Here is a 25,699-nt window from a genome sequence, read left to right as displayed (position 1 = left end):
GTCGGGTACCCGGCTCACAGGTGTCATGAACGTTCCAGCGCATCAGAGGGGTAGCCCCGCTAGTGCGGTCGGCGCCTCATCTGATTTGTTTCATGGGCTCGAGATGCGGTGGCTCCAGTCGACCGTCTCCGAGGACGATTTCTCGTGGCCGTCGCGCTCGATCCGCCGGAGCCGCGCGGCGACCTGGTGCGCCTTGGCGTGGGACGGCGGGGACGCCTCCAGGGCCGCGGCCAGGAGGCCGAGGTCCTCGCTGCTCAGAGCGTGGGCGTCGTCGGTTCTGAGGACGTACCGGAACCGCTTGCCCGTCCCGGTGTCCCGCAGCGACAGCGCGTAGAAACCGGGGTCTCCGCCTGCGGTGATGTTGGTTCCGAGCCGTACGTCGCCGGTCGCCGAGAGGTCGCAGTGGTGGGTCCGGTCGCCGCGCCGGACGCTCAGCACGGTCCCGTCCAGATGGGCTTCCACCAGCGACTGGTCGCGCCGGCGCGCCACGGTGTAGGCGGACAGGACCGCGCACACCGGCCACAGCAGCAGCGCGCCGGGCTCCAGGCCGATCGTGGTGCCCACGCAGGCCACGAGAAGGACGGCCGGGAAGATGGGCAGCAGGACGTCGTTCCAGAGGAGGCCGGTGCGCTGGACGGTCGCACCGGTGCCCGTGCCCAGCCGGTGCGGGGACCCCTGCGGCGCCATCACCCCATTCTGCTCCCGCGACCGGCCGGTGTCACGGGCCGCCGAAGGCCGTCAGACGAGGTTGTCCTCGACGGTGAGGCCGAAGACGCCGCGGCCGTACATGGACAGGCCGCGCTCGACGTCGTTGGCCACGTGCAGGCTGCCGGCGTGGGCGTCGCGCCAGGCGCGTTCGAGGGCGTGGCCGCGGTGCAGCGAGTTGCCGCCGGCGGTCTTGAACAGGATGTCGATCGCCTCGATGGCGCGCTCGGTGCCGCGGACCTGGTCGCGGCGGGCGCGCAGCCGCAGCTCCATCGGGATCGTCTCGTTCTTGACGGCGTAGTCGTACATCTCGCGGATGTTGCGGTCGGTCTGCAGCGCGGCCGCGTCGATCTCGGACGCGGCGCGGGCGACCGAGACCTGGGCGAACTGGTCCTCGACGAAGCGGCCGCCGCCGAGGCTGAGCCGGATCCGGTCGCGCATCTGGTTGACGTACGACTCGTAGCAGCCCTCGACGACGCCGATCACGCAGGCGGTGACGGCCGAGGTGAAGACCGTCCCGAACGGCATCCGGTAGAGCGGGCCCGGGTTGACCTTGCGGCCGGGGGTGCGGAGCTGGGCCTGGTCGAAGTTGCGGACGGTGCGGTGCTCGGGCACGAACGCCCGCTCGATCACGACGTCGTCGCTGGCGGTGCCGCGCAGGCCCATCGAGTCCCACACCTGGCGGATCTCGTAGTCCTGCCGCGGGACGAGCAGCGTCATGAAGTCGACGGGCTTGCCCTCGGCGCCGACGACCAGGCCGCCGAGCAGGGCCCAGGACGCGAACTCGCAGCCGGAGGAGAACCCCCACCGGCCAGAGACCTCGTAGCCGCCCTCGACGGGCGTGATCCGGCCGACCGGGGCGTACGAGGAGCAGACGAGCGTGTCCGGGTCGCGGCCGTACACCTCGCGCTGCGCGGACTCGGGGAACAGGCCGAGATGCCAGGAGTGGACGCCGAGGATGCCGGCGACCCAGCCGGTGGACGCGCAGGCGCCGGAGATGGCGCGGACGGCCTCGTAGAACCGGGCCGGGTCGGTCTCGGTGCCGCCGAAACGGCGCGGCTGGAGCATCCGGAACAGGCCCGATCCGATGAGATCGCGGATGCTGTCGTCGGGGATCCGCCCCTTCTCGTCGACGGACTTGGCCCGCTCGGCCAGCTGCGGAAGCAGCTCGCGCACCGCTGCCTGGACCTGGTTGCTCATCCGGCCGCTCCGATTTCCGATGGTGCTCTCCTTACCATTGCAGCAGATCACCCATGGCGTCCGAACGGGGAGATCGTCCCGGCCAATGGGACGAGAAGGCCTATTCGGCCGCACACGACCTAGCGTTCGTTCTGATGCACTGGTCTGAGAAGACCCTCCCCTGGAAGGGATGATCCACGTGACCGAGACCGACGAGATCCGCCTCATCGAGGCGGAGGAGGTCCCCACCCGGTTCGCCCGCGGGTGGCACTGCCTCGGCCTGTCCGGTGGTTTCAAGGACGGCAAGCCGCACACGATCAACGCGTTCGGCACGAAGCTGGTGGTGTTCCAGGGCGAGGACGGCAAGCTCAACGTCCTGGACGCCTACTGCCGGCACATGGGCGGGGACCTGTCGCAGGGCACGGTCAAGGGCAACGAGATCGCCTGCCCGTTCCACGACTGGCGCTGGGGCGGCGACGGCCGCTGCAAGAAGATCCCGTACTCGCGCCGGGTCCCGCTGCGCGCCCGGACGAGCGCGTGGCCGACGCTCGACCAGGACGGGATGCTGTTCGTCTGGAACGACCCCGAGGGCAACCCGCCCCCGCCGGAGCAGGCGATCCCGGTGATCCCGGGCGCCACCCGCGACGACTGGACCGACTGGGTCTGGAACGAGACGATCGTGCACACCAACGTGCGCGAGGTGATCGACAACGTCGTCGACATGGCGCACTTCTTCTACATCCACCAGTCGTTCCCGACGTACTTCAAGAACGTCTTCGAGGGGCACGTGGCCACCCAGGTCATGAAGGGCAAGTCCCGCCCCGACAGCGGCCAGAGGGGCGGGAAGGGGCCCAAGCTGCTGGGCAACAGCTCGGTGGCGTCGTACTTCGGCCCGTCGTTCATGATCGACGAGCTGACGTACCACTACGAGGGCTTCGACCTGGAGTCGGTGCTGCTCAACTGCCACTACCCGATCGACGAGAACTCGTTCGTGCTGATGTCGGGCATCATCGCGCAGCGCTCGGACGTGCTGCCGGGCGACGCGGCCGACCAGATGGCCAAGACGATGTCGAAGTTCATCCTGGCCGGCTTCGACCAGGACGTGGAGATCTGGAAGCACAAGGCGCGGATCGACAACCCGCTGCTGTGCGAGGAGGACGGCCCGGTCTACCAGCTGCGCCGCTGGTACGAGCAGTTCTACGTGGACGTCGCGGACATCGACCCGGAGATGACGGCGCGGTTCGAGCACGAGCTCGACACCACCCGCCCGGTCGAGGCGTGGCAGGCCGAGGTCGAGGAGAACCTGGCCCGGAGGGAAGCGGCCGGTTCGGCATGAGCGTTCGGCAGGACGAGCGGCTCGCCCCGGCAGCCCCCGGCGTCCCGATGACAGAGGTGGACTGCGCGCGGTGCGGCGCGACCGTGCTCGCGCGCAAGTCCAGCTGGGAGCAGACGAGCATCCAGTGGAGCGCGCGGGCGATGGCGGTCTGCTCCACCCCGCCGGCCGACGGCCACAGCACCTGCCCGGCGCTGCGGGAGTCGATCGCCAGGGCGGCCGCGGAGGGCCGGCTCCCCGTGCTCGACGAGGTGGCGCCGTCCTACGGCGCCGAGGTCGCGGACCGTCCCGCTCATGACCACTGAGGGCCCGCGAGGCGCGGAGCGGAAGCGAGGCCATGAGCGCTGAATTCGAGGGGCGGGTCGCGGTCGTCACCGGTGCCGGGGACGGCATCGGGCGCGGCGTGGCCCGCCGGTTCGCGGCCGCCGGCGCGAAGGTGCTGGTCGCGGAGCTGAACGAGGAGAGCGGGCGGCGCGTCGCCAAGGAGCTGGAGACCGGGTTCGGCGCGGAGGCGCTGTTCGTGGCGACCGACGTGACCGTGAAGGCGCAGGTCGAGGCCATGGTGGCGGCGGCCGTCGAGGCGTGGGGCCGGGTGGACGTCCTGGTCAACAACGCCTGGGGGGCGGGCACCGTCGGCCGGGTGGAGACCAAGACCGACGCGCAGCTGGAACGCGGGTTCGCGATGGGCTACTACGGCCCGCTGTGGGCGATGCAGGCCGCGTTCCCGCACATGAAGGCGCGGGGCTGGGGCCGTGTGGTCAACATGTGCTCGCTGAACGGGGTCAACGCCCACATGGGGACGCTGGAGTACAACTCCGCCAAGGAGGCGCTGCGGACGCTCACCCGTACCGCGGCGCGCGAGTGGGCGCCCACGGGCGTGGTCGTGAACGCGGTGTGCCCGGGCGCGAAGAGCGCGGCGTTCCGGCGGATGGCGGCGGCGCATCCGGAGATCGAGGCGGCCGCCGACGCGGCGAACCCGATGGGCCGGCTGGGCGATCCCGAGGACGACATCGCGCCGGTGGTGCTCTTCCTGGCGAGCGAGGGCGCCCGGTACCTGACCGGGAACACGCTGTTCGCGGACGGCGGCTCGCACATCAACGGCGTCGCGTGGACGCCCGATCTGGACGGAGAAGAATGATCGACCCGAGCGACTTCGACAAGGACCGGTACGGGCCGTGGGCGGTCATCGCCGGCGGCTCGGAGGGGGTCGGCTCGTCGTTCGCGATGCGGCTGGCCGAGGCGGGCCTGAACCTGGTGCTGATCGCCCGCAAGCCCGGTCCGCTGAACGAGACCGCCGAGCGGGTGCGGGCCGCGACGGGCGTCGAGGTCCGCACGATCGAGCTGGACCTGATCGCGCCGGAGCCGCTGAAGGCGATCCGGGCGGTGACCGACGGCCTGGACGTCGGCCTGCTGATCTACAACGCGGGGGCCAACAGCTACGGGCACGAGTTCGTGACCGGCGATCTGGAGCGCTTCCAGGGCGTGATCGATCTGAACATCACCGCCCAGCTGGCGATCACGCAGCATTTCGGCGCACTGATGAAGGAGCGCGGCCGCGGCGGGATCATCCTGGTCGGCTCGATGGCCGGGTACATGGGGCAGGCGCAGATCAGCGTCTACGCGGCGGTCAAGGCGTTCGGCCGGATCTTCGCCGAGGGGCTGTGGCTGGAGCTGGGCGAGCACGGCGTGGACGTGCTGGAGCTGGTGCTGGGCGTGACCCGCACCCCGGCGATGGAACGTGCCGGCCTCAACATGGACCTCCCCGGCCTGAACGTGGCCGAGCCGGACGACGTCGCGCGCGAGGGCCTGGAGCACATCGCGGACGGCCCGGTGTGGGTCGCGGGCGGCAACCTGGAGGCGGCGGAGAAGCGCGGCGGCTTCCCCCGCGCGAAGAAGGTCGCGGGCGCCCACGCGGCGATGAAGAAGATGCTCCCGCCGAGCAGCTGACCCGGCGGTCCGCGCGGCGCCCGGCGGGCGCCGCGCGGGCCCGTTCAGCCCAGGAGCGTGTAGCCGGCCCCGTCTCGCTTGTAGACGGGGTCGGCCGTTTTCCAGGCCTCGGTGCGCAGCGGCCGCTTGATCACCTTGTTGGTGGCGGTGCGCGGCAGCTCGGCGACCACGCGGACGTACCGCGGCGCCCACTTGGTGCCGAGGTCGGGCTGCGCGTCCAGGAACGCGGCGAACGCGGCGGGGTCGAAGGACGCGCCGGGCGCCAGCGACACCGCGGCCATCACCTGGTCGCCGACGTGCTCGTCCGGCACGGCGTACACGGCGACGTCGTCGAACGCCTCGAACCGGGCCAGCAGCCGCTCGACGGGCGCGGCGGCGAAGTTCTCGCCGTCCACCCGGAGCCAGTCGCTGTCGCGGCCGGCGAAGTACCAGTAGCCGGCCTCGTCCCGGTACGCGAGGTCGCCCGACCACACCCAGCCGTTGCGGACGCGCTTGGCGGTGGCCTCGGGGTTGTTGTAGTAGCCCTCGAAGCGGGCGGCGCCGGTCTTGTCGACGATCTCGCCGATGGCCTCGTCGCCGTTCAGCAGCGAGCCGTGCTCGTCGAAGCGCGCGGGCGGGCACTCCTCCAGGGTGTCCGGGTCGACGACGGCGGTGCCCTCGGGCGCGACGCCGAGCGAGCCGGGCGGGGTGCCGGGGACGCGGTTGAGCCGGATCTCGCCCTCGCTCGACCCGTACGAGTCGATCACCTGGCAGCCGAACCGGCGGGCGAACGCGGCGATGTCGCGCTCGGCGGCCTCGTTCCCGAACGCGATCTTCAGCGGGTTGTCGGCGTCGTCGTCCCGCTCGGGGACGGCGAGGATGTAGCTGAGCGGCTTGCCGACGTAGTTGAAGAACGTCACGCCGTACCGCCGCACGTCCGGCAGGAAGCCCGAGGCGGAGAACTTGCGGCGCAGGACGAGCCGGCCGCCGGTGGCGACGGCGGGCGCGATCCCGGCCATGATCGCGTTGGAGTGGAACATCGGCATCACGACGTAGAACACGTCGTCGCGGGTGAGGCCGCGCCGGTCGCGCTGCTGGAGGGAGATCCGGCCGAGCCGCTCCTGGCTGCAGATCACCGCCTTGGGCGCGGACGTGGTGCCGGAGGTGAAGACCAGCGAGAAGTACGTGTCCGGGCTGACGGCGGGGGCGTCCTCGGGCAGCGGCGCGGCGGCGGCGAGCCGCTCGGCGTAGCCGTCCGCGTCGGTGGTCAGCAGCGGGACGTCCGGGACGAGGCCGTCGACCAGCGGGAACCGCGCGGTCTCGGTGACCACGACGCCGCAGTCGGTGAAGCCGATGTCGCGGGCCAGCTCGGCGCCGCGCCGGGTCGGGTTCAGCTCGACGACCGGGATGCCGGCGAGGGCGGCGCCGAGGAGCCAGAAGAGGTGCTCGGGGCCGTTCTCCAGGAAGAGGCCGAGGTGCCAGGGCCCGCCGGCGGGGGCGCTCAGCTCGCGGGCGAGCCCGGCCCGCCGGCGGGCCTCGGCGACGACCTCGCGCCACGTCCAGCTCTCGTCCTCGAAGCACAGCCCGGTCCGGTCGTCGGCGGCGCGCGCCGCGACCAGTTCCGCGAACGTGACCGGGGACGCGCCCGCACGCTCGTCCGCGGGCAGTGTGCCCGTCGCCGTGTTCCCCGAACCGCCGGCCATCGCGTTCCCTTCCTCGGACCCAGTGCTCCACCAGCGAACATGGCCGCAAGTTGCCTGGTGGAGTGGCGCAGGTCTCATTCAGTGGGACTGCCGCTCCGAGATGCGGTCTGCGCTGTTTATGTCGTTCCGGCCTTACCGAAGCGCGGTTGGCGCCGGTTCTCGGGAGGATTGTGAACACCTTCGGCAGCAGACGGCCACGAATCATCGGCGGCCTTCTCGTCACCGCTCTGCTGGCGACCTCGTGCGCCTGGCAGGGCCAGGGGAAGGGGGCCGGCGGCACAGCGGCCCCGGACGGCCCCCGGACCGAGTACAAGGTCGGGATGATCGGCAAGGACGGCGGCGGCGGCCCGGTCAAGGGCGGCACGCTCACGATGAGCGCCTACTCCGAGGAGGGGCTGCTCGACCCCGCCGACGCGATCGTCGCCGGCTCCACCGGCGGCATCGAGCTGGCCGCGGTGTACGACGTGCTGATGCGGTACGACATCGCGTCCGGGAAGCTCGAACCCCAGCTCGCCCGGGACCTCGAGGTGAGCGAGGACGGAAAGTCCTGGACGCTCACCCTCCGCGACGGCGTCAAGTTCAGCGACGGGAAGCCGCTGGACGCCGAGGCCGTCAAGTGGAGCATCGACCGGTACGTCAAGAACGGCGGCGACGAGGCGGCCCTCTGGAAGGCGAACGTCACCGCCACCGAGACGCCCGACGACACCACCGTCGTGTTCCGGCTGACGAAGAAGTGGCCGACGTTCGGGTACGTGCTCGCCGGCGGCGCCGGGATGATCGTGGCGAAGTCGGCCGAGAAGGGCGGCAAGTTCACGCCGGTCGGCGCGGGCGCGTTCAAGTTCGGCTCGTACAAGCCGCAGGAGGAGACCGTCCTGGAGGCGCGCGAGGACTACTGGGACGGCCGGCCCAACCTCGACAAGGTCCGCGTCGTGTACGTCAACGACCCGAACGCCGCGCTGGACGCCCTCAAGAGCAAGCGGACGCAGGCCGCGTTCTTCCGCGACCCCGTCATCACCCAGGAGGCGCTGGACGCCGGGTACCACGGCTTCTACAACCTGGTCGCGCTCGGCAACGTCGGGGTCATCAACTCCGCGCCGGGACGGCCGGGCGCGGACGCCCGGGTGCGCAAGGCGATGTTCCACGCGATCAAGCCCGAGGTGATCTACCAGCGCGCCTACCCGGGGACGAGCAGCCTCGCGTCCAACGAGGTCTTCCCGAAGTTCTCCACCTGGCACACCGGCGCCCCGGCGCTCGCCTACGACCCCGAGAAGGCGCGCCGGCTCCTCAAGGAGGCCAAGGCCGACGGGTACGACGGCAAGGTCAGCTGGCTGGACGGCCAGGACCCGGCGTCCCGCACCACCGCGCTGGCGGTCAAGGCGATGCTGGAGAACGTCGGCTTCGACGTCGAGCTGGACCTGGTCCGCTCGATCGCCGACCAGACCGCCAAGGTCGCCGTCCGCAAGAGCTACGACATCTCCGGCTGGGGCATGAGCTGGCGCGAGGCGGGGCCGTTCGGCCGGATGTACGCCACCCTGCACACGAAGGGCAACGCCCGCTTCGGGATGCCCGCCTCCCCCGAGATGTCGGGACTGATCGAGGAGCTGCAGAGCGCCGAGACGCCCGAGGCCGAGCGCGCGGTGATGGGCCGCATCCAGCAGCGCTGGAACGAGGACGTCCCCGCGCTGGTCTTCGGCCCGCAGCCGGAGCTGCTCGCCTGGCAGAAGGAAGTGCGCGGCGTGATCGGCTCCGTCAACTCCATGGTCCTGCTGGACGACGCCTGGATCGCCCGATGACCGGGCCCGCGAAGAGAGAAGGGAGGTGACGTCCGTGGCGAACTCCGCGGCAAGCACGGCGCGGACCCTGGCGAAGCGGCTGGGCGAGCTGGTCCTCGTGCTGTTCATCGTCAGCATCGGCACGTTCGCGCTGGTGGACCTGATGCCGGGCGATCCCGCCGTGGTCGTGCTCGGCGAGGGGCACGCCCCGGCCGAGTACGAGGCGCAGCGGGAGAAGATGGGGCTGAACGACCCGTTCCCGGTCCGGTACGGGGACTGGGTGGGCTCGGCCCTCACCGGCGACCTGGGCGACTCGTTCCTGCCCCCCTACAGCGACGTCGCCGAGCGCATCGGGGCGGCGCTTCCGGTGAGCGTCCAGCTGGCGCTGATGGCGCTGGTGATGGCGCTGATCGCGGCCATCCCGCTGGCGATGTGGTCGGCGTACAACTCCGGCGGCCGGGTCGACCGGATCATCAGCGCGGGCACGTTCGGCGTGCTGTCGGTGCCCAGTTTCCTGTGCGGGATGCTGCTGATCGCCGTCTTCGCGAACGGGCTCGGCTGGTTCCCCCGGCTGGAATGGGCCCGGATCAGCGACGGCCTCGGCGCCAACCTCCACCACGCGTTCCTGCCCGCGCTGACGATCGCGCTGGCCGAGACCGCGACGTTCGCCCGTGTGCTGCGCGGCGACCTGATCACGACGCTGCGCGAGGACTTCATCCTGGCCGCCCGGGCCAAGGGCATGTCGCCGCTGCACGTGCTGTTCCGGGACGCGCTGCGGCCGTCCTCCTTCTCGCTGATCACGCTGCTCGGCATCAGCATGGGGCGGCTGGTCGGCAGCACGGTGATCGTGGAGTTCCTGTTCGCGCTGCCCGGGATGGGATCGCTGATCATCGGCTCGGCCGACCAGGGCGACGTCCCGATGGTGCAGGGGGCGGTGCTGGTGATCGCGCTCCTGTACGTCCTGGTGAACGCGCTGATCGACCTGTCCTACGGCCGTCTCGACCCACGAATCAGGCGGGCCCATGTCTGACACCCTCACCGTCTCCGATCCGAAGCCCTCCCCGGCCGCGCCCGCGGCCCCCGCCCGCCGGTCGCCCTGGCCCGGCCTCGCCGCGGCCGTCCCCGGCCTGGTGGTCTTCGGGCTGTCGGTCACCGTGCTGGCCGGCTCCGGCTGGCCGCAGATCGTCGCCGTGGCCGCCGGGCTCGGCGCCTCGTACTGGGGGCTGAACGCCCTCGGCCGCGCCCGGTTCGGCGCCTCGTTCGACCTGATGTTCTGGCTGTGCGTGGTCTGGCTGGTCGCGCTGGTGGCGGCCGCGATCGCGGCGCCGCTGCTGCCGATGAGCGAGCACCAGGACATCGTCCAGACGCTGAACTCGCCCGGCATGGCCGTCCCCGACCTGTCCACCGCGCACCCGCTCGGCACCAACAACTTCGGCCTCGACCTGCTGGGACGCATCGTGTACGGCGCCCGCTCGTCCCTGGTGGTGTCGCTGGCCGCGGTGCTGATCGGCATGATCGTCGGCGGCGCGATCGGGATCGCGGCCGGCTACTTCCGGCGCGCCACCGACGCGACCGTCGGCGTGCTCACCAACGCGCTGCTGGCCGTGCCGCCGCTGATCCTGCTGATCGCGCTGGGCACCGTGCTGGAGCCCAACCTCCGCAACATCTCGATCGCGCTGTCGCTGCTGGCGCTGCCCAGCATGATCCGGATGGCCCGCGCGAACACCCTCGCGTTCGTGCAGCGCGAGTTCGTGCTGGCCGCCCAGGCGCTCGGCGCGTCCAAGTGGCGGATCATGCTGCGCGAGCTGGCCCCGAACGTGGCGCTGCCGCTGGCCTCGTACGGCATGGTCATGGTGTCGGTGCTGATCGTCGCCGAGGCGTCGCTGAGCTTCCTCGGCCTGGGCATCCAGCCGCCCGCCCCGTCCTGGGGCAACATGATCGCCGAGGGCCAGGACAACAACGCGTTCTCCGAGCACCCGCACATCGTGCTCGTCCCCGGCGTCACGCTCTTCCTGACCGTCTTCGCGTTCAACCTGATCGGCGAGAAGGCCCGGAAGCGCTGGGACCCCCGTCAGGCGAAGCTCTAGGAGCGCATCCATGGAACAGAGCACCCGAGAGCAGGGGCCCGTCCTGTCCGTCGAGGACCTGCGCACCGAGATCCGCACCGAGCGCGGCACCGTGCGCGCGGTCGACGGCGTCTCGTTCACCGTCGGGCGCGGCGAGATGTTCGGCATCGTCGGCGAGTCCGGGTCGGGCAAGTCCGTCCTCGGCCGCACGATCATGGGCCTGTACTCCACCGGCCCCACGATGACCGTGACGGGCAAGGCCGTGCTGGACGGCAGGGACGTGCACGCGCTCCCCGCCGCCGAGCGCCGCAAGCTGTGGGGGACGGGCGTCGGGATGGTCTTCCAGGACCCGACGACCGCCCTCAACCCGGTCAAGAAGGTCGGCCGGCACCTCACCGAGAGCCTGCGCAAGCACGGCGGGCTGTCCCGCGCCGCCGCCCGCGCGAAGGCCGAGGAGCTCCTCGCCCTCGTCGGCATCCCCGAACCGCGCCGCCGCCTCGACCAGTACCCGCACGAGCTGTCGGGCGGCATGCGCCAGCGCGTCGTGATCGCGATGGCGCTGGCCGGCGAGCCGTCGCTGCTCATCGCCGACGAGCCCACCACGGCGCTGGACGTGACCGTGCAGAAGCAGATCCTCGACCTGCTCGCGCGGCTCCAGTCCGAACTCGGCACCGCGATCATCCTGATCAGCCACAACCTGGCGGTGGTCGCGGGCCGCGCCGACCGGGTCGCGGTCATGTACGCGGGCCGGATGGCCGAGCTGGCGCCCGCCGGCGCGCTGTTCGCGGGCCCGCGCCACCCGTACACCGAGGCCCTGCTCGCCTCGGTGCCGCAGCTGGGCGACCCGCCGCACACCACGCTCCAGGCGATCGACGGCACCCCGCCCGACATCGCCGCGCTGCCGCCCGGCTGCCGGTTCGCGCCGCGCTGCCGGTACGCCCGGGACGACTGCCGCGCGGAGCTGCCCGTACTGACCGGCGCCGGCGGCCACACGTTCGCCTGCCACCACCCCGTCACCACTGGAGGTGCCTGATGGCCGGTACCGGCACCGCGCACATGCGCCCGGACGGCGACCGCGTCCTCACCGTCACCGACCTGGTCGTGGAGTTCCCGGCCGGCGGCGGCCAGAAGGTCCACGCGGTCTCGGGGATCAGCTTCGACCTGCTGGACGGCGAAACGCTCGGCATCCTCGGCGAGTCCGGCTGCGGCAAGACCAGCGCCGGCCGCGCCGTCATGCAGCTGCCCCCGCCGACCAGCGGCGGCGTCACGTTCGCGGGCACCGAGCTCACCGGCCTGTCCCCCGCGGCCCTCCGCGAGCAGCGCCGCAAGCTGCAGATCATCCTGCAGAACCCGGTCGCCGCGCTGAACCCGCGCCGCAAGGTCAAGGACCTGGTCGCCGAGGGCCCGTCCGTGTGGGGCGGCAAGCCCGACCGGAAGCGGATCGAGGAGGTCCTGGAGGCCGTCGGCCTCGACCCGGCCACCGTCTGGGACCGCCGCCCGCACGAGCTGTCCGGCGGCCAGTGCCAGCGCGTCTGCATCGCCCGCGCCCTGATGCTGGACCCCCGCGTCCTCATCTGCGACGAGCCCGTGTCCAGCCTGGACGTGTCCGTCCAGGCGCAGATCCTCAACCTGCTGGAGGAGACCAAGGCCCGGTACGGCCTCAGCATGGTCTTCATCGCCCACGACCTGGCCGTGGTGAAGAACATCAGCGACCGGATCATGGTCATGTACCTCGGGAAGGTCTGCGAGGTCGTCCCCTCCGCCACCTTGGCCGAGGAGGCCCTGCACCCGTACACGAAGCTCCTGCTGGAGTCCGTTCCGGAGGCCGGCGCGGAGGAGGGCACGGCGGCGCGGGAGAACGCCGAACCGCCGTCCCCGCTGAACCCGCCGTCCGGCTGCCGGTTCCGCACCCGCTGCCCCCTGGCCACCGACCGGTGCGCGAAGGAGGAGCCGAAGCTCCGCCGGGCCGCCGGCGGCCACCACGTCGCCTGCCACCACGCGGACGTCTAGGCGACCGCCCGGTCCTCGCGAAGCGGCGCGGGACGGCGCGGAGGCTTGGTCCATGTCACATGGTGTCGGCTGGATTCCGATGGTCCGGTGATCTAGTTTTTCAGCTTGATCACTTCGCCGCGGCCGATCGGAGCCGACTGATGGAAGCCTCTGCGTCGCCCCGCGACGGCCGTGAGAAGGCGATGGGGGCGGAGGAGCTGTTCTTCTCGACCACCGATCGGCGCGGCGTGATCGGGCAGTGCAACTCCGTGTTCGTCCGGATCTCCGGCCACGCGCGCGACGAGCTGGCGGGGTCGCCGCACAACATCGTCCGCCATCCCGACATGCCCGGCGGCGCGTTCCGCCTCATCTGGGACGGGCTGGCGGCCGGGAACGCCGTCGGCGCCTACGTCAGGAACCGGGCGAAGGACGGCGCGCACTACTGGGTGTTCGCGGTGATGTGCCCGGTCCGCGACGGCTACCTCTCGGTGCGCATGGCGCCGCGCGGCCCCGGGTTCGACATGATCAAGCAGGTGTACGCGGACGCGGTCCGCGCGGAGCGAGTGGCGGTACGGGACGGCGGGGCGGGCCGCCGCGAGACGGCCAGGGCGGGAGTGACCGCCATCGAGGCGACGCTGCGGCGGCACGGGTTCGCGTCGTTCCGCGAGTTCATGCTCGACGCGCTGCCCGCCGAGGTCTCCGCCCGCGGGCGGCTGGTCGCGGGGGCGTTCGCCAGGCCCGGCGCGCACGGGGCCATCGGCGACGTGCTGGCCTGCGCCGGGGCCCTGGACGGCCTGCTCGCCGAGCTCGTCGACGGGCTGGCCGCGTACCAGGACCTGTGCGACCGGCTCGCGGCGACCTCCTCGACCGTCCTCGACATCGCGCGGCGGCTCGCCGACTCCGTGGCCGCCGCGGAGCGCGCGTCGGAACGGGTCGCCGACTCCGCGCCGGTCCTGGCGAACGTCGCGCGCGTGATGGCCGAGCCGATGGGCGAGGCGATCGGCGTGCTCACCCGGCTGCGCGACGGCCTCGGCCGGCTGCGCACCGACGTGGCGGAGCTGCGGTTCCGGATCTCGCTGACCAAGGTCTGCGACGACATGGTCGCCGCGTTCGCCGCCGAGGTCATCGACGGTGCGGCGCCGCCCGACTCGCTGCGCGCCGTGCCGCTGCTGTGCGACGCCGCGGAGTCGGGATTCGTGGAGATGTCGGCCCAGGTCCGCCGCGTGAACGAGGACCTGCGCGAGTCCGCCGACCTGGTCGCGGAGGCGGGCGAGCTGCTGGAGACGTTCCGCCGCTTCCTCGGCCAGTGGCGGAACCTGGTGGTCCGGTCCCGGACGAGCACGTCGCTGGGCGCCGAGCTCGCCCCGATCGACGCGGAGATCTCCGCGAGCTGGGACTGGATGGACCTGCTCCGCTCGCTGGGACGCGAGTACCGGTCCACGCTCGTGCCGTTCGACGCCGGGCTCCTGCAATCCCACCTGGACAAGATGAGGACCGCCGCGGCCGCCGCCGAGAGGGCGTCGCTCTAGGTCGCTCTAGCCCTGGCCCGGGCGCCGGAGCCCGGCCAGGAGGGCGGTGAGCGCGGCGGACGCCTCCGCCCGGGCCGCGGCCGGGTCCGGGGCGGCGCCGGCGGTCATGGCCGCCTCGCAGAGGGCGCTGAAGAGCAGGCGGGTGAGCATCGGGCCGGGCGGGGCCGCCAGCTCGCCGGCGGCCGCGAGGTCGTCCAGGAGCGCCTGCAGGGCCGGGAGGCCCAGCTCCTCGTCCAGCTCGCGGCAGCGTTCGGCGCCCAGCGCCACGGACGCCTGCCGGAGCAGTGCGCGGTGCGCGGCGTCGGCGATCGTCCCGTCGAGGTAGGCGTCCAGCGCGGCGGTGAGCCGGGGCCAGGGCCGGTCGTGCTCCGCGGCCGCCGCCGCGACGCCCCGCACCAGCCGCTCCTGGCGCTCGCGGAACACGACCTCGAACAGCCGCGCCTTGTCGGTGAAGTGGTAGTAGACCGACCCCTTGGCGACGCGCGCGGCGTGGGCGACGTCGTCGATGGTGGTCGCCGCGAACCCCCGCTCGGTGAACAGCCGCCCGGCCGCCTCCAGGACCGCGCTCCTGGTCAGTTCCCGGTACTCGGCCCGGCGGCCCTTGACGGTCATGCCGACCAGAGTACAGTCTCCGACCATGAGTCAGTTTTCGACCGACAGTCAGCGAACGCTGGAGACCGCCTGGGGAACGATCCGCTACCGCCGCAACGGCGACGGCCCCGGCCCGGCCGTGGTCTTCCTCCAGGGCTTCCTCGCGGGACCGGACATCTGGTCGCCGGTGGTCGCCGGACTCTCCGGACGGCACAGGTGCGTCACCGTCGACTGGCCGTTCGGCGCGCACCGCAGCCCGATGCGGGCCGACGCCGACCTCTCCCCGCCCGCCCTGGCCGAGCTGGTCGTCGAGGTCCTCGACCGGCTCGGCGAGGAACGTGCCGTGCTGGTCGGCAACGACAGCGGCGGCGTCATCGCCCAGCTGGTCACGGCCGCGCATCCGGACCGGGTGGCCGCGCTGGCGCTCGTGGCCTGCGACGCGTTCGAGGTGTTCCCTCCCGGCGCGTACCGGGTGCTGTTCCGCCTGGCCGCCGTCCCCGGGCTGGTACGCGCCGTCGCCGCCGCCCTGAGCGTCCCTGCGATCGCCCGTTCGCGGCTGGGCTTCGGCGCCGTCATCCGGCACGACCCCGGCGCGGCGCGCCGCTGGGTCGTCCCGCTGGCCACCCGGCGGAGCGTGCGGCGGGACGCCGCCAAGCTGATGACCGGCTCGTCCAGCTCCCAGACCCTCGCCGCCGCCCGCACGTTCGCCGGCTACGACCGGCCGGTCCTGGTCGTCTGGGCGGACGGCGACCGGCTGTTCCCCGCGGAGCTCGGCCGCCGGCTGGCGGGCGCGTTCCCCCAGGGCCGCCTCGAAGTGGTCACCGGCTCCGGCACCTTCGTCCCGCACGACCGGCCGGAACGCCTCACCGAGCTGCTCGCCGGCCTCCTCGCCCGCCAGGACGCCCGCCAGGACGCCCGATGACCCCCGAGAGCTTCCCGTCGCTGTTCGCCGCGGGCTGGGCGCTCCCCAAACCGGACGGCTTCCTCGCCCACTTCCGCCCGCTCATCGACCCCGAGGCCGTCTTCACCCAGCCGCTGTTCCCGGACGCCCGCGGACTCGAGGAGATCGAGGACATGTTCCGGCGGCTGTTCGCCCTCTTCCCCGACCTGGCCCTCACCGTCACCGCCAACACCGTGCAGCACAACACCGGGCAGGCCGGCACCGGGCAGGCCGGCACCGTGTACATCGAGTCGGCCTGCACGGCGACCCTCGGGCGCGAGCCCGTCACGTTCACCGTCTGCGACCGGTTCACCATCGGCGGCGGGACCGTCCGGGCACGGCACTCCTACTCCGACCCGCTCCCCGTCCTGCTGACGGCGCTGCGGCGCCCCTCCTGCTGGCCCCGCCTCGTCCGGAGCCGCCTCTGAGCGGCCTCACGGCCGCCCAGAGCCGGTCAGGCGCGGTGGGGGCGGTTGGTCCAGCCCTGGTCGTCGGCGCGGACGAACCAGCCGGACGCGGCGAGGGTGCCGCCGTCGACCGGGATCGTGTGGCCGGTGACGAAGCGGGCGTCGTCGGACGCCAGGAACGCGACGACGGCCGCGTAGTCGTCCGGTTCGCCGAAGCGGGCGAGGGGGACCCAGGTGTGCTCCAGGCCCTCGTCGTAGCCGCGGCGCATCCACGCGACCGGGGTCTGCTCGGTGTTGGCGAGGTCGGGCGCGATCGCGTTGACGCGGACGCCGTGCCGGCCGACCGCGACCGCCAGGCTCCGGGTGAACGCCGAGACGCCCGCGTTGAACGCCGAGTACACCGGGTGCTGCGGGATGCCGCGGAACGCCTCGACGGTGGAGTTGTTGACCACGCTCCCGGAACCCTGCTCGATCATGGTGGGGAGCAGGGCGTGGGTCAGCTTGAAGACGTGCAGCAGGTTGAGCTCGTAGAGCCGCTGCCACTGCTCGGGCGTGCTGTCCTGGAAGCTCTTGGCGGCCGGGCGGAAGTCGCCGACGTTGTTGACCAGGACGTCGATCCGGCCGAGCGCGCGGACGGATTCCGCGATCTCGGTGACCGTGGCGTCCTCGACGACGTCGCCGGCGACGGTGCGCACCTCACCGCCGTCCGCGGTGATCGCGGCGGCGGTACGGGCGGCCGCCTCGGCGTCGATGTCGTTCAGGACCACCAGGTCGCCGGCGGCGGCGAGGCGGCGGCTGATCGCGCCGCCGATGCCGAGCGCGCCGCCGGTGACCACACTGACGCGGCGGTCAGCCAACGCGCCACCTCCTCACGGGACGGGTCTCGATCCAGTCGATGGCCAGCTCGCGGCGGGTGATCCGCCACGTGCCCTCGTCCAGGCGGTACGCGTCGGTGTAGCGCAGGTGCCAGACGAGGTCGGACGGCTTGCCGTCGCGTTCGGTGAGGTGGTGGGCGACGCAGGCCACCTCGCCGGTCGCCGTGTCCGGCCGCGGGCCCGCGTCGAACACCTGGCCCGCCAGCGCGTGGAACGTGACGGGCACGTCGTTCAGCGAGGAGAACGAGGCGGCGATCTCCTCGCGGCCGGTGAACGCGCGGACCGGGGCCAGCTCCTTGGGCGGGTCGGGCAGGACGAGGGTCGCGTCCTCGGTGAAGAGGTCCGCGAGGTCGTCCATCCGGCGGCGGTCGGTGCAGAGGGCGTAGCGGGCGACCAGGTCGCCGAGGACGACCCGGTCCACGACTCCCAGCGTCATGACAGTCCGAGGCGCTCGGCGCAGGCCGACAGCTCGTCCTTGGCCTCGTTCAGGTCCCTGGTGGGGTTCCCGCGGAGGACGAGCCGGTCGGCGCCCATGGCGGCGAGCTTCTCGGCCTTCTCCGGAGTGATCGCGGAGAACGCGTGGCCGAGGGTCAGCTCCAGGGCCTCCGGGTCGCGGCCGCTCTTCTCGGCCTCCTCCCGCATGAGGGCGACGAGGGAGCGCAGCTCGTCGCCCGCCACGCCGAGCGGCTGGATGCCGTCGCCGTAGCGGCCGGCGCGCCGCGCCGCCGCCTTGGAGTGGCCGCCGACGTGGATCGGCACGCCGCCCTTCTGGACCGGCTTCGGGTAGCTCATCGCGCCCTTGAACCGGAAGAACTCGCCGTCGTGGTCGGCCCCGGCGGGCGCGGTGTCGGCCCACAGCTTGCGCAGGACCTGGAGCTGCTCGTCACCGCGCCGGCCGCGCGCGTCGAAGTCGCCGCCGCACGCCTCGACCTCCTCGCGCATCCAGCCCATGCCCACCACCAGCCGCAGCCGGCCGCCGGACAGGGCGTCGATGGTGGCCAGCCGCTTGGCCAGCACCACCGGGTGGTGGTTGGGAAGGACGAGCACGCCGGTGGCCAGCCCGATCCGCTCGGTCTGCCCGGCCAGGTAGGCCAGCAGGTCCAGCGGGTCGGGGATGTCGAGGTCGTCGGCCAGCTCCATCTTCCCGGACTTGTCGTACGGGTAGACGCTGGAGTAGCCGCTGGCCACCACCGCGTGCTCGACCGCGCCGACCGACTCGTAGCCGCAGGCCTCGGCGTGCCGGACGTACGCCCCGATCCACTCGGGATCGGCGGTGACGCCCGCGGCGACGGGGAGCAGGACGGCGTACTTCATTCGTTTCCTCTCGGGTTCGCTTACAGTGCGGCGGCGGCGCGGCCGGCCCGGCGGCCGAAGAACGTGCCGTCGCCCAGGGACGTCCCGCTGATGTAGCCCTCACCGTGCATGCCGGAGGCGGCGCGCCCCGCGGCGTACAGGCCGGGCAGCGGAACGCCCGAGTTGTTCAGGACCTCGCCGTCCACGGTGGTGTGCAGCCCGCCGAGGGTGAACCCGGCCGCGCCGGTGCCCTTGCCCTCGCCCGGCCCGGACCCGAAGAAGCCCATCCGCGGGTCGACCGCCGCGAACGGGGACTTCAGCGGCCGCAGCCACTTCGGGTCCTTGTGGAAGTACGGGTCCTCGCCCTTCTCGGCGTACTTGTTGTACGTCTCGACCGTGGTCTCCAGGGACCCCGGGGGCATTCCGAGCGACTCCTCCAGCTCGGCGAGCGTCTCGCAGACGTGCGTGGGGCGCATCTGCCAGCGGTCCGCCTCGGGGATGTCCTCGTACCCCTCCTCGTCGATGATCGTCCAGTACGGGCCCGGCTGGTGCTTGACGGCGTGCACGCTCCAGTGGCCCGGGTAGACGTCCTCGTTGAGGAAGCGGCGGCCCAGGGCGTCCACCAGCATGCCGCGGCAGACCATGGCGGGCAGCGCGGTGAGGGCGATCTCGACGACCGACATGCGCCGGGTGGCGGCGCCGGCCGCGGTGGCCATCCGGATCCCGGACCCGTCGTCGAGGCCGTCGCTGACCTTGCCGTGCCCCAGCAGCAGCGGGGCGTGGTCGGCCAGCATCTCCTCGTTGTCGACGAACCCGCCGGTGGTCAGCACGACCGCCTTGCGCGCCCGGTACGTCACGGTCTCGCCGTATTTCCGCGCCACCACCCCGGCGACCCGGCGGTCGCCGTCCAGGACGAGGTTGGTTGCCTGAACGTCGGTGTGGGTGGTGGCGCCGGCCTCGGTGGCGGCGGCGACGAGCTTCTCCATCAGCACGTTGCCGCCGAATCCGGCCGCGGGCGGCCGGTGGCCGCGCGGGACGGCCCGCGCGACGGTGTTGTACGGCCAGGAGTTCTCCCCCAGCCACATCAGCCCGTCGTTCGTGAACGGCATCCACGTCGGCTTGTCGAAGAACGACGGCTCGAACGGCACGCCGCGCGCCTTGAACCACTCGAAGTGCTCGACGCTGCCGTCGCAGTACAGCCGGAGCTTCTCGGTGTCGGCGTTGGGGCCGAGCGCCGCCTCCAGGTAGGCGTACATGTTGTCGGCGTCGTCCTCGAAGCCACACGCCTTCTGGATCTCGGTGCCGCCGCCCAGGTACAGCTCGCCGCCGGACTGCGCGGACGAGCCGCCGGGACCGCTCGCCCGCTCCAGCACCAGGACGTCCGCGCCGGCCGCGGCCGCCTCGTACGCCGCCGCGGCGCCCGCGCAGCCGAATCCGACGACCAGCACATCGCATTCGTGGTCGAACCCGCCGACGTCGCCGACGGAGACGGGCTCGACCGAAGGACGCTGGGTCACCCGATCACTTCCCGGGCGGGGTGAACGCGGCCAGCGGCTCGGAGCCGGACCAGTCGTGGCCCCAGTAGCTGTCGGCGGTGATCTCTTCGGCGGTGTAGTACGTCTCGTCGACGAGCATGCCCTCGCAGCCGTACTCCACGTCCCAGCCTCCGGGGGCGCGCACGTAGAACGACACCATCTTGTCGTTGGTGTGCCGGCCCAGCGTGGACGAGATCGAGAAGCCCTTCTTCTTGACGTTGTCCAGCGCGATGCCGACGGCGTCCAGGGAGTCGACCTCGACCATCAGGTGGACCAGGCCGGGGGCGCCGTCGTGCGGGGCGGGGCAGATGGCCAGGCTGTGGTGGCGCTGGTTGACGCCCATGAAGCGGATCCGCACGCCGGGGCCGACCTTCATCGCGCCGCGCGGCAGGAACCCGAGCACCTCGTTGTAGAACGTGGTGACCTCGGCGAAGTTCGGCGTCGGCAGCACCACGTGGCCCATGCCCATCGCGCCGGTGACGAACTTCTGGGCGTTGCCGGTCAGCAGCGGGCTGTGGTCGAGCACCGGGCCGAAGAACACCTCGACGGGCGTGCCGCCCGGGTCCTTGAACGCGATGACCTCTTCGGCGTCGCGCTCGTCGGCCTGCTCGGGCGTCAGCGCCGTCACCTCGACGCCGGCCTTCTCCACGGCCTCGCGGACGGCCGCGAGCGCGAACTGGTCGCGAACCTCCCAGCCGATGGCCAGCACCTTGTCGGTGTCGCCGGGCACCAACTGGAGGCGGGAGCGGCGCTCGTCCATGCGCAGGTACAGGCCGTCGGGGTTCGCGCCCTTGCCTTCGGCGAACCCCAGCCCCTCGACCGCGAACTCGCGCCAGCGGTCGATGTGCTGCGTCTGGACCTTCAGATAGCCGAGCCCTTTCAGGTGGGTCACTGTGACTCCTTCAGTCGTCGGGTCGTGCGATGGCCGGGGCGGTCAGATCATGGAGCGCATCGGGCCCTGCGGGACCTCGACGTCCAGGTCGGTGAGGGCGGAGGCGTGGTAGACCGAGCCGGGCACGTGGATGGCGTGCGCCAGGCCCATGTGGGCGTCCCGCCAGAACCGCTGGATCGGGTTGGAGTTGCGCAGCGCGTTGCCGCCCGAGCGCATCATGATCTCGGTGGTGGCGTGCGCGGCGCGCCAGGCGGCGCGGACCTGGATCCGGCGGCCGGCGGCGCGCTCGGCGAAGCTGATCTCCTGGCCGGCGGCGACCTTGTCGTACATGCGGTCGACGTTCTCCAGCAGCGCCGCGCGGGACGCCTGGATCTCGGCGGTGGCCTCGCCGATCGCGTACAGCACGTACGGGTCGTCCTTCACCTTGGTCCCGGTGATCTGCACCCGCTCGCGCTGCCAGGCCAGGTGGTGCGCCAGCGCGCCCTCGGCCATCCCGATCACCGCGGAGGTGATGCCCAGCGGGAACGCGCACGAGAACGGCACGTGGTACAGCGTGTTCGTGAGCCCGGCCTCCTTGGGCTGGATGCCCTCGACGACCTTGTTGAACTCGATCGTCCGGTAGGTCGGGACGAACGCGTCCTTGACGATGATGTCCTTGCTGCCGGTGCCGCGCAGCCCGGCGACGTCCCACGAGTCCTCGACGATCGTGTAGTCCGAGCGCGGCAGGATCATGTGCAGCGAGGTCGGCGGCATGGCCATCTTGCCGTCCTCGTCGCCCAGGAACGCGCCCAGGAAGATCCAGTCGCAGTGGTCGGTGCCGGACGAGAACTGCCAGCGGCCGTTGAAGATGTAGCCGCCGTCCACCGGCCGGGCGATGCCCATCGGCGCGTACGGCGAGGCGATCCACACGTCGGGGTCCTCGCCCCAGATCTCCTCCTGCACCTTGGGGTCGGCCATCGCCATCTCCCACGGGTGGATGCCGACGATGCCGGCGACCCAGCCGGTGGAGCCGTCCAGCGAGGCGATCCCCATGACGGCCTCGGCGAACTCGCGCGGGTGCGTCTCCAGGCCGCCGTGGTTCTTGGGCTGGAGCATCCGGATCATGCCCGCGTCCCGCAGCACCTTGGCGGCCTTGTCGTCGAGCCGGCCCAGCGACTCGTTGACCGGGCCCAGCTCGCGCAGCTCCGCGGCCCGCTCCATGATCTTGTCAAGCACGGCGTTCTTGTTCGGCACCGTCATCGCCTGTCTCCCCTGGGGTAATGGAGTCTGTTTCAGCGTCAGTGATCAGGCGTCAGCCGTCATAACTGACCTTGAGCCGGTCGCTGACCGGTTTCGCCTGGCAGGCGAGGACGAGCCCGTCGGCGAGGTCCTGCTTGTCGAGCACCGTGTTGGCGTCCATCGTCGCCTCGCCCTCCACCAGCACGCAGGCGCAGGCGGCGCAGGAGCCCTCACGGCAGGAGGACGGCGCGTCCATCCCGGCGCGCAGCATGACGTCGAGCAGGTGCTGGTTGCGCGGCCAGCTCAGCGTGGTGGTCTCGCCGTCCATCTCGACCTCGACGGTGGCGGCGTCCTCGTCGCCCGCCCCGTCCGCGCCGCCGGACGCGGCCTCCTCGTCCTCCACCTCCGGGGCGAACGGATCACCGGCCAGCGAGAAGAACCGCTCCACCCGGACCCGGGCGTTCGGCATGCCCAGGCCCTTCAGCGCGGTCACCGACAGGTCCATGAACGCCTGCGGCCCGCAGATGAACGCCTCGTACCCGGTGTACGGCCGGACGAGCGCCTGGAGCGCCGGCCCGGTCGGCAGCTCCTGCACCGACTGGAGCCAGTGGATCACCGTCAGCCGGTCGGCGTGCTCGGCCGCCAGCGCGCGCAGCTCCGCGGCGAAGATGACCGACCGCTCGTCCTGGTTGGCGTAGACCAGCACGACCTTCCCGGAGCCGCCGGCGAGCGCCGACTTCAGGATCGACATCACCGGGGTGATGCCGCTGCCGGCCGCCAGCAGCAGGAAGTCCTCGTCCAGCGAGCGGGGGGTGAACGTCCCGGCGGGCTTCAGCACCTCCAGGACGTCGCCCTCGGTGACGTTGTCGCAGATCCAGTTGGACCCGACCCCGTCCGCGACCCGCTTGACGGTGACCTTGAGCCGCTCGTCGACGATCGGCGAGCTGCACAGCGAGTAGCAGCGCGCCGCCCAGCCGTCGCCGGCCGGGACCCGGACCGTGAGGAACTGGCCGGGCCGGTACGTGAACCGGTCCGCGTCCCCCTCGGCGGGTTCGAGGACGAGCGTGTGCGCGTCCTCGGTCTCGCGCACGACATCGACGACGCGCGCCTTGAGCGATGCCGGACCGGTCATTTCCTGTTTGCTGCCTCTCCGTTCACGGCCTTGCCGTCGCGTGCGGCGGCGTGCCGCGCCGCGATGTGCCCGAACACCATGGACGGGCCGATGGTGGCGCCGGGGCCGGCGTACTCGTTGCCCATCACCGCGGCCGAGGTGTTGCCGGTGGCGTACAGGCCCTCGATCACCGAGCCGTCCGCGCGCAGCACCCGGGCGTGCTCGTCGGTGACCAGCCCGCCCTTGGTGCCGAGGTCGCCGACCTCCAGCCGGAACGCGTAGTACGGGCCGGTGTCGAGGACGTCGAGGTTCGGGTTGGGCAGCGTCGGGTCGCCGTAGTAGCGGTCGTAGGCGCTGTCGCCGCGGCCGAACTCGGGGTCCTTGCCGGCGCGGGCGTACTCGTTGAACTTCTCGACCGTCGCGGCCAGCGCGTCCGCCGGGACGTCGATCTTCCCGGCGAGCTCGGCCAGCGTGTCGGCCTGGAAGGCGATCTTCTCCTTGTAGAACTTCCCGGGGATCGGGGCGCCCGGGAGGATCTGCGCGAACGGGTACCGCGCGCGGGTCTTGGCGTCCATGATGAACCAGGCCGGGACGTGGCCGCCCGCGAGCTGGTCGTGGACGAAGTTGACGTACGGCGCGGCCTCGTTCGTGAACCGCTTGCCCTCCGCCGACACGATCACCTGGCGCGGGATGGCGCGCTCGGACACCAGCGGGATGACGGCGCCGAGCGGGTGCCGCACGGCGGGCATCCACCAGGCGTCGTCCATCAGGTCCAGCGCCGCCCCGGCCCGCTCGCCGATGCGGATGCCGTCGCCGGTGTTCTCGCGGGCGCCCATCGCGAAGTCGTCCTGGCCGCCCTTGGGCAGGTACTTGTCGCGCATCTCCTGGTTGTGGTCGAACCCGCCGGTCGCCAGCAGCACGCCGCGCTTGGCGCGGACCCGCTTGACGTTGCCGTCGCGGTCCTCCAGGACGACCCCGGTCACGACGCCGTCGCCGTCGATGACCAGCTCGGTCATGGCGGTCTTGAGCCAGAGCGGGATCCCGGCGTCCTTGAGCGCCATCCGCAGCCGCGCGATCAGCGCCCGCCCGCCGGTGGCCATGTGCCGGCGCAGCACCATGTTGGACGCCACCCGCCAGGCGGCGACCAGCGTCATCCGCCGGCCGGCCCACGTCCGCTTGGCCATCGCCAGGTCGTGGTAGTCCTTGGCGGTGATCCACAGGCCCATCGGGCCCTTCATGTTGTTGGGCCGCTGGTACTTCTCGTCCTCGCGCAGCTTGCGGGTGTCGAACGGCTTGGCCTCGATCGACCGGCCGCGCGGCCGGCCGCCCTCGTACTCGGGGTGGTAGTCGGAGTAGCCCTTCACCCAGAAGAACTTCATCCACTTGCTCTTGGCGAGCAGCTCCATCGTGGCGGGGCCGTGGTCGACGTAGGCGTCCAGCCGCGCCGCGGGGACCTTGCCCTCGGTCAGCTCGTCCAGGTACGCGCGGATCGACTCGCGGCTGTCATTGTGGCCGAGCTTGCGCAGCGTGGGGTTGTTCGGGATCCAGATGCCGCCGCCCGACAGCGCGGTGCTGCCGCCGAACTTGGAGCCCTTCTCGACGATCAGGGGCTTGAGGCCGGCGTCGGCGGCGCTCAGCGCGGCGGTCATGCCGCCGCCGCCGCTCCCGACGATGACGAGGTCGTACTCGGCGTCCCAGTCCTTCGTCATGAGGCGTCCTTACGGGTCAGGAAGGCCAGGACGGCGTGCTCCCAGGCCTCCTTCTGCTCGATCATCACCCAGTGGCCGCAGTTCGGGAAGATGTGCAGCTCCACGTCCGGGATGGTGCGCATCGGCACCAGGGCCATGTCCATCGGGCTGACCCGGTCGTCGCGGCCCCACGTGATGAGGGTGCGCGCCTTGAGCTTGTGCAGCATCGCCCAGTACGGCGGCGTGTCCGACTCGGCCTGCATCTTGAAGTTGAAGGCCATCGCGGCCTTGCTGTACATCTTCCGGGCGCTGGCGAGGGTGGCCGGGTCGGTGGCCTGCTCCCAGCGCTCCTCGATGAGCTCCTCGGTGACCATCTTCGGGTCGTACACCATCGAGTGCAGCCACTGGATCAGCCGCTCGCGGCTGGGCTCCTCGGTGAACTCCATCAGCAGCTTGATGCCCTCGCCCGGCCCCGGGCCGAAGATGCTGCGGCCGATGCCGCCGACGGTGACGAGCCGGCGGACCCGCTCGGGGTGCGCCATCGCCACGTTGGTGCCGACGATCCCGCCCATGGAGTTGCCGATGACGTCGACCTGGTCGATGCCCAGGCCGTCCAGGAAGCGGATCACCGAGCCGGGGGCGGCCAGCATCGGGTGCTCGTCGGTCGGGTCGCTCACGCCGAACCCCGGGAACTCCAGGATGAGGCAGCGGAAGTGCTGGGCGAGCACCGGCAGGTTGCCGCGGAAGTTCCGCCAGCCGGTCACGCCGGGGCCGGAACCGTGCAGCAGCAGCAGCGGCGGGCCCTCGCCGGCCTCGTGGTAACGCAGCACGCCCTTGTCGGTGGCGAGTTCGCGCAACGTCGACTCGTAGGTCAGCTCCGTGGTCATGGTCCCTCAGCTCTTCGGGGATGGGGCGGTCGCTCGTCGGGGTGACGGGTGCGAGATGGG

The 25,699-nt window shown here is 72.0% G+C and carries 25 protein-coding genes; 12 read left to right on the top strand and 13 right to left on the bottom strand.

The genetic code is table 11. The annotated features are described in order from the left end of the window. Positions 1-90: 90 nt before the first annotated feature. On the bottom strand, positions 91-687 hold the full coding sequence (locus AB0881_RS00270; RefSeq protein ID WP_366612954.1) for a hypothetical protein: 597 nt from the start codon (positions 685-687) through the stop codon (positions 91-93). A gap of 51 nt (positions 688-738) precedes the next feature. Beyond that, positions 739-1,905 carry a 3-hydroxy-9,10-secoandrosta-1,3,5(10)-triene-9,17-dione monooxygenase oxygenase subunit gene (hsaA, locus tag AB0881_RS00265; RefSeq protein WP_366612952.1) on the bottom strand — a complete coding sequence of 389 codons (1,167 nt, stop codon included), beginning with the start codon at positions 1,903-1,905 and terminating at the stop codon, positions 739-741. Between the two features lie 169 nt (positions 1,906-2,074). Between hsaA and AB0881_RS00260 the strand changes: the two genes are divergently transcribed. The 4 genes from AB0881_RS00260 to AB0881_RS00245 are packed head-to-tail and all read left to right on the top strand — an operon-like array spanning position 2,075 to position 5,164. Beyond that, positions 2,075-3,220, top strand: coding sequence for a Rieske 2Fe-2S domain-containing protein (locus AB0881_RS00260; protein ID WP_366612950.1), 1,146 nt, complete (start codon positions 2,075-2,077; stop codon positions 3,218-3,220). After that, positions 3,217-3,522, top strand: coding sequence for a ferredoxin (locus AB0881_RS00255; protein ID WP_366612948.1), 306 nt, complete (start codon positions 3,217-3,219; stop codon positions 3,520-3,522). Before AB0881_RS00260 ends, AB0881_RS00255 begins: the two co-directional genes overlap by 4 nt. Positions 3,523-3,554: 32 nt before the next feature. After that, complete coding sequence (locus tag AB0881_RS00250; RefSeq protein WP_366612946.1) at positions 3,555-4,355, top strand: glucose 1-dehydrogenase; 801 nt, start codon at positions 3,555-3,557, stop codon at positions 4,353-4,355. Beyond that, positions 4,352-5,164: an SDR family NAD(P)-dependent oxidoreductase gene (locus AB0881_RS00245; protein WP_366612944.1), complete on the top strand. Its 813-nt coding sequence runs from the start codon at positions 4,352-4,354 to the stop codon at positions 5,162-5,164. The genes AB0881_RS00250 and AB0881_RS00245 overlap by 4 nt, the downstream gene beginning before the upstream one ends. A 44-nt stretch (positions 5,165-5,208) precedes the next feature. Here the strand turns inward: AB0881_RS00245 and AB0881_RS00240 are convergent, their stop codons facing one another. Continuing rightward, positions 5,209-6,846, bottom strand: coding sequence for an AMP-binding protein (locus AB0881_RS00240; protein WP_366612942.1), 1,638 nt, complete (start codon positions 6,844-6,846; stop codon positions 5,209-5,211). A gap of 170 nt (positions 6,847-7,016) precedes the next feature. Here AB0881_RS00240 and AB0881_RS00235 point away from each other — a divergent pair, with 170 nt between their 5' ends. From AB0881_RS00235 to AB0881_RS00210, 6 genes are all read left to right on the top strand, one after another. After that, entirely contained in the window at positions 7,017-8,639 is a 1,623-nt protein-coding gene (locus AB0881_RS00235) for an ABC transporter substrate-binding protein (protein WP_366612940.1), read from the top strand. A 34-nt stretch (positions 8,640-8,673) separates the two neighbouring features. Further along, a complete protein-coding gene (locus AB0881_RS00230) occupies positions 8,674-9,648 on the top strand; it encodes an ABC transporter permease (RefSeq protein WP_366612938.1) in 975 nt (324 codons plus the stop codon). Continuing rightward, positions 9,641-10,705 (top strand): ABC transporter permease, encoded by a 1,065-nt coding sequence (locus AB0881_RS00225; protein ID WP_366612936.1) that lies wholly within the window; start codon positions 9,641-9,643, stop codon positions 10,703-10,705. The genes AB0881_RS00230 and AB0881_RS00225 overlap by 8 nt, the downstream gene beginning before the upstream one ends. Before the next feature lie 10 nt (positions 10,706-10,715). Further along, on the top strand, positions 10,716-11,717 hold the full coding sequence (locus AB0881_RS00220) for an ABC transporter ATP-binding protein (RefSeq protein WP_366612934.1): 1,002 nt from the start codon (positions 10,716-10,718) through the stop codon (positions 11,715-11,717). Beyond that, positions 11,717-12,694, top strand: a complete 978-nt coding sequence (locus AB0881_RS00215; RefSeq protein ID WP_366612932.1) for an ABC transporter ATP-binding protein — start codon at positions 11,717-11,719, stop codon at positions 12,692-12,694. Before AB0881_RS00220 ends, AB0881_RS00215 begins: the two co-directional genes overlap by 1 nt. A gap of 140 nt (positions 12,695-12,834) precedes the next feature. Further along, positions 12,835-14,202 (top strand): PAS domain-containing protein, encoded by a 1,368-nt coding sequence (locus AB0881_RS00210; protein WP_366612930.1) that lies wholly within the window; start codon positions 12,835-12,837, stop codon positions 14,200-14,202. 6 nt (positions 14,203-14,208) lie between these two features. Here the strand turns inward: AB0881_RS00210 and AB0881_RS00205 are convergent, their stop codons facing one another. Beyond that, positions 14,209-14,814: a TetR family transcriptional regulator gene (locus tag AB0881_RS00205; protein ID WP_366612928.1), complete on the bottom strand. Its 606-nt coding sequence runs from the start codon at positions 14,812-14,814 to the stop codon at positions 14,209-14,211. A gap of 25 nt (positions 14,815-14,839) precedes the next feature. On the opposite strand from AB0881_RS00205, the gene AB0881_RS00200 reads away from it, so the two are divergent. Continuing rightward, positions 14,840-15,715: an alpha/beta hydrolase gene (locus AB0881_RS00200; protein WP_366612926.1), complete on the top strand. Its 876-nt coding sequence runs from the start codon at positions 14,840-14,842 to the stop codon at positions 15,713-15,715. Further along, positions 15,712-16,161: a nuclear transport factor 2 family protein gene (locus tag AB0881_RS00195; RefSeq protein WP_366612924.1), complete on the top strand. Its 450-nt coding sequence runs from the start codon at positions 15,712-15,714 to the stop codon at positions 16,159-16,161. The genes AB0881_RS00200 and AB0881_RS00195 overlap by 4 nt, the downstream gene beginning before the upstream one ends. Positions 16,162-16,187: 26 nt before the next feature. On the opposite strand, the gene AB0881_RS00190 is transcribed toward AB0881_RS00195, so the two are convergent. The 9 genes from AB0881_RS00190 to AB0881_RS00150 are packed head-to-tail and all read right to left on the bottom strand — an operon-like array spanning position 16,188 to position 25,639. Next, positions 16,188-16,997 (bottom strand): SDR family oxidoreductase, encoded by an 810-nt coding sequence (locus AB0881_RS00190; RefSeq protein ID WP_366612922.1) that lies wholly within the window; start codon positions 16,995-16,997, stop codon positions 16,188-16,190. Beyond that, positions 16,990-17,451 carry a nuclear transport factor 2 family protein gene (locus AB0881_RS00185; RefSeq protein WP_366612919.1) on the bottom strand — a complete coding sequence of 154 codons (462 nt, stop codon included), beginning with the start codon at positions 17,449-17,451 and terminating at the stop codon, positions 16,990-16,992. The genes AB0881_RS00190 and AB0881_RS00185 overlap by 8 nt, the downstream gene beginning before the upstream one ends. After that, positions 17,448-18,329 carry an LLM class F420-dependent oxidoreductase gene (locus AB0881_RS00180; RefSeq protein ID WP_366612917.1) on the bottom strand — a complete coding sequence of 294 codons (882 nt, stop codon included), beginning with the start codon at positions 18,327-18,329 and terminating at the stop codon, positions 17,448-17,450. Before AB0881_RS00180 ends, AB0881_RS00185 begins: the two co-directional genes overlap by 4 nt. A 20-nt stretch (positions 18,330-18,349) precedes the next feature. After that, on the bottom strand, positions 18,350-19,825 hold the full coding sequence (locus tag AB0881_RS00175) for an FAD-dependent oxidoreductase (RefSeq protein WP_366612915.1): 1,476 nt from the start codon (positions 19,823-19,825) through the stop codon (positions 18,350-18,352). Between the two features lie 4 nt (positions 19,826-19,829). Next, entirely contained in the window at positions 19,830-20,735 is a 906-nt protein-coding gene (locus AB0881_RS00170) for a VOC family protein (protein ID WP_366612913.1), read from the bottom strand. A gap of 42 nt (positions 20,736-20,777) precedes the next feature. Then, positions 20,778-21,974, bottom strand: a complete 1,197-nt coding sequence (locus AB0881_RS00165; protein ID WP_366612911.1) for an acyl-CoA dehydrogenase family protein — start codon at positions 21,972-21,974, stop codon at positions 20,778-20,780. Between the two features lie 52 nt (positions 21,975-22,026). Then, entirely contained in the window at positions 22,027-23,085 is a 1,059-nt protein-coding gene (locus AB0881_RS00160; protein ID WP_366612909.1) for a ferredoxin--NADP reductase, read from the bottom strand. Then, positions 23,082-24,773: an FAD-binding protein gene (locus AB0881_RS00155; RefSeq protein ID WP_366612907.1), complete on the bottom strand. Its 1,692-nt coding sequence runs from the start codon at positions 24,771-24,773 to the stop codon at positions 23,082-23,084. The genes AB0881_RS00160 and AB0881_RS00155 overlap by 4 nt, the downstream gene beginning before the upstream one ends. Further along, positions 24,770-25,639, bottom strand: a complete 870-nt coding sequence (locus AB0881_RS00150; RefSeq protein WP_366612905.1) for an alpha/beta fold hydrolase — start codon at positions 25,637-25,639, stop codon at positions 24,770-24,772. Before AB0881_RS00150 ends, AB0881_RS00155 begins: the two co-directional genes overlap by 4 nt. Positions 25,640-25,699 lie beyond the last annotated feature (60 nt).

Origin of the sequence: Spirillospora sp. NPDC029432 (assembly GCF_040703975.1) — a bacterium.
Lineage (GTDB): Bacteria > Actinomycetota > Actinomycetes > Streptosporangiales > Streptosporangiaceae > Spirillospora.
This window is presented reverse-complemented; position numbering and strand designations above follow the sequence as displayed.

Coding starts and splice junctions, on each gene's coding strand:
- AB0881_RS00270 (WP_366612954.1), bottom strand. CDS start 687: ATGGCGCCGCAGGGGTCCCCGCACCGGCTGGGCACGGGCACCGGTGCG.
- hsaA (WP_366612952.1), bottom strand. CDS start 1,905: ATGAGCAACCAGGTCCAGGCAGCGGTGCGCGAGCTGCTTCCGCAGCTG.
- AB0881_RS00260 (WP_366612950.1), top strand. CDS start 2,075: ATGATCCACGTGACCGAGACCGACGAGATCCGCCTCATCGAGGCGGAG.
- AB0881_RS00255 (WP_366612948.1), top strand. CDS start 3,217: ATGAGCGTTCGGCAGGACGAGCGGCTCGCCCCGGCAGCCCCCGGCGTC.
- AB0881_RS00250 (WP_366612946.1), top strand. CDS start 3,555: ATGAGCGCTGAATTCGAGGGGCGGGTCGCGGTCGTCACCGGTGCCGGG.
- AB0881_RS00245 (WP_366612944.1), top strand. CDS start 4,352: ATGATCGACCCGAGCGACTTCGACAAGGACCGGTACGGGCCGTGGGCG.
- AB0881_RS00240 (WP_366612942.1), bottom strand. CDS start 6,846: ATGGCCGGCGGTTCGGGGAACACGGCGACGGGCACACTGCCCGCGGAC.
- AB0881_RS00225 (WP_366612936.1), top strand. CDS start 9,641: ATGTCTGACACCCTCACCGTCTCCGATCCGAAGCCCTCCCCGGCCGCG.
- AB0881_RS00220 (WP_366612934.1), top strand. CDS start 10,716: ATGGAACAGAGCACCCGAGAGCAGGGGCCCGTCCTGTCCGTCGAGGAC.
- AB0881_RS00215 (WP_366612932.1), top strand. CDS start 11,717: ATGGCCGGTACCGGCACCGCGCACATGCGCCCGGACGGCGACCGCGTC.
- AB0881_RS00210 (WP_366612930.1), top strand. CDS start 12,835: ATGGAAGCCTCTGCGTCGCCCCGCGACGGCCGTGAGAAGGCGATGGGG.
- AB0881_RS00205 (WP_366612928.1), bottom strand. CDS start 14,814: ATGACCGTCAAGGGCCGCCGGGCCGAGTACCGGGAACTGACCAGGAGC.
- AB0881_RS00200 (WP_366612926.1), top strand. CDS start 14,840: ATGAGTCAGTTTTCGACCGACAGTCAGCGAACGCTGGAGACCGCCTGG.
- AB0881_RS00195 (WP_366612924.1), top strand. CDS start 15,712: ATGACCCCCGAGAGCTTCCCGTCGCTGTTCGCCGCGGGCTGGGCGCTC.
- AB0881_RS00185 (WP_366612919.1), bottom strand. CDS start 17,451: ATGACGCTGGGAGTCGTGGACCGGGTCGTCCTCGGCGACCTGGTCGCC.
- AB0881_RS00180 (WP_366612917.1), bottom strand. CDS start 18,329: ATGAAGTACGCCGTCCTGCTCCCCGTCGCCGCGGGCGTCACCGCCGAT.
- AB0881_RS00165 (WP_366612911.1), bottom strand. CDS start 21,974: ATGACGGTGCCGAACAAGAACGCCGTGCTTGACAAGATCATGGAGCGG.
- AB0881_RS00160 (WP_366612909.1), bottom strand. CDS start 23,085: ATGACCGGTCCGGCATCGCTCAAGGCGCGCGTCGTCGATGTCGTGCGC.
- AB0881_RS00155 (WP_366612907.1), bottom strand. CDS start 24,773: ATGACGAAGGACTGGGACGCCGAGTACGACCTCGTCATCGTCGGGAGC.
- AB0881_RS00150 (WP_366612905.1), bottom strand. CDS start 25,639: ATGACCACGGAGCTGACCTACGAGTCGACGTTGCGCGAACTCGCCACC.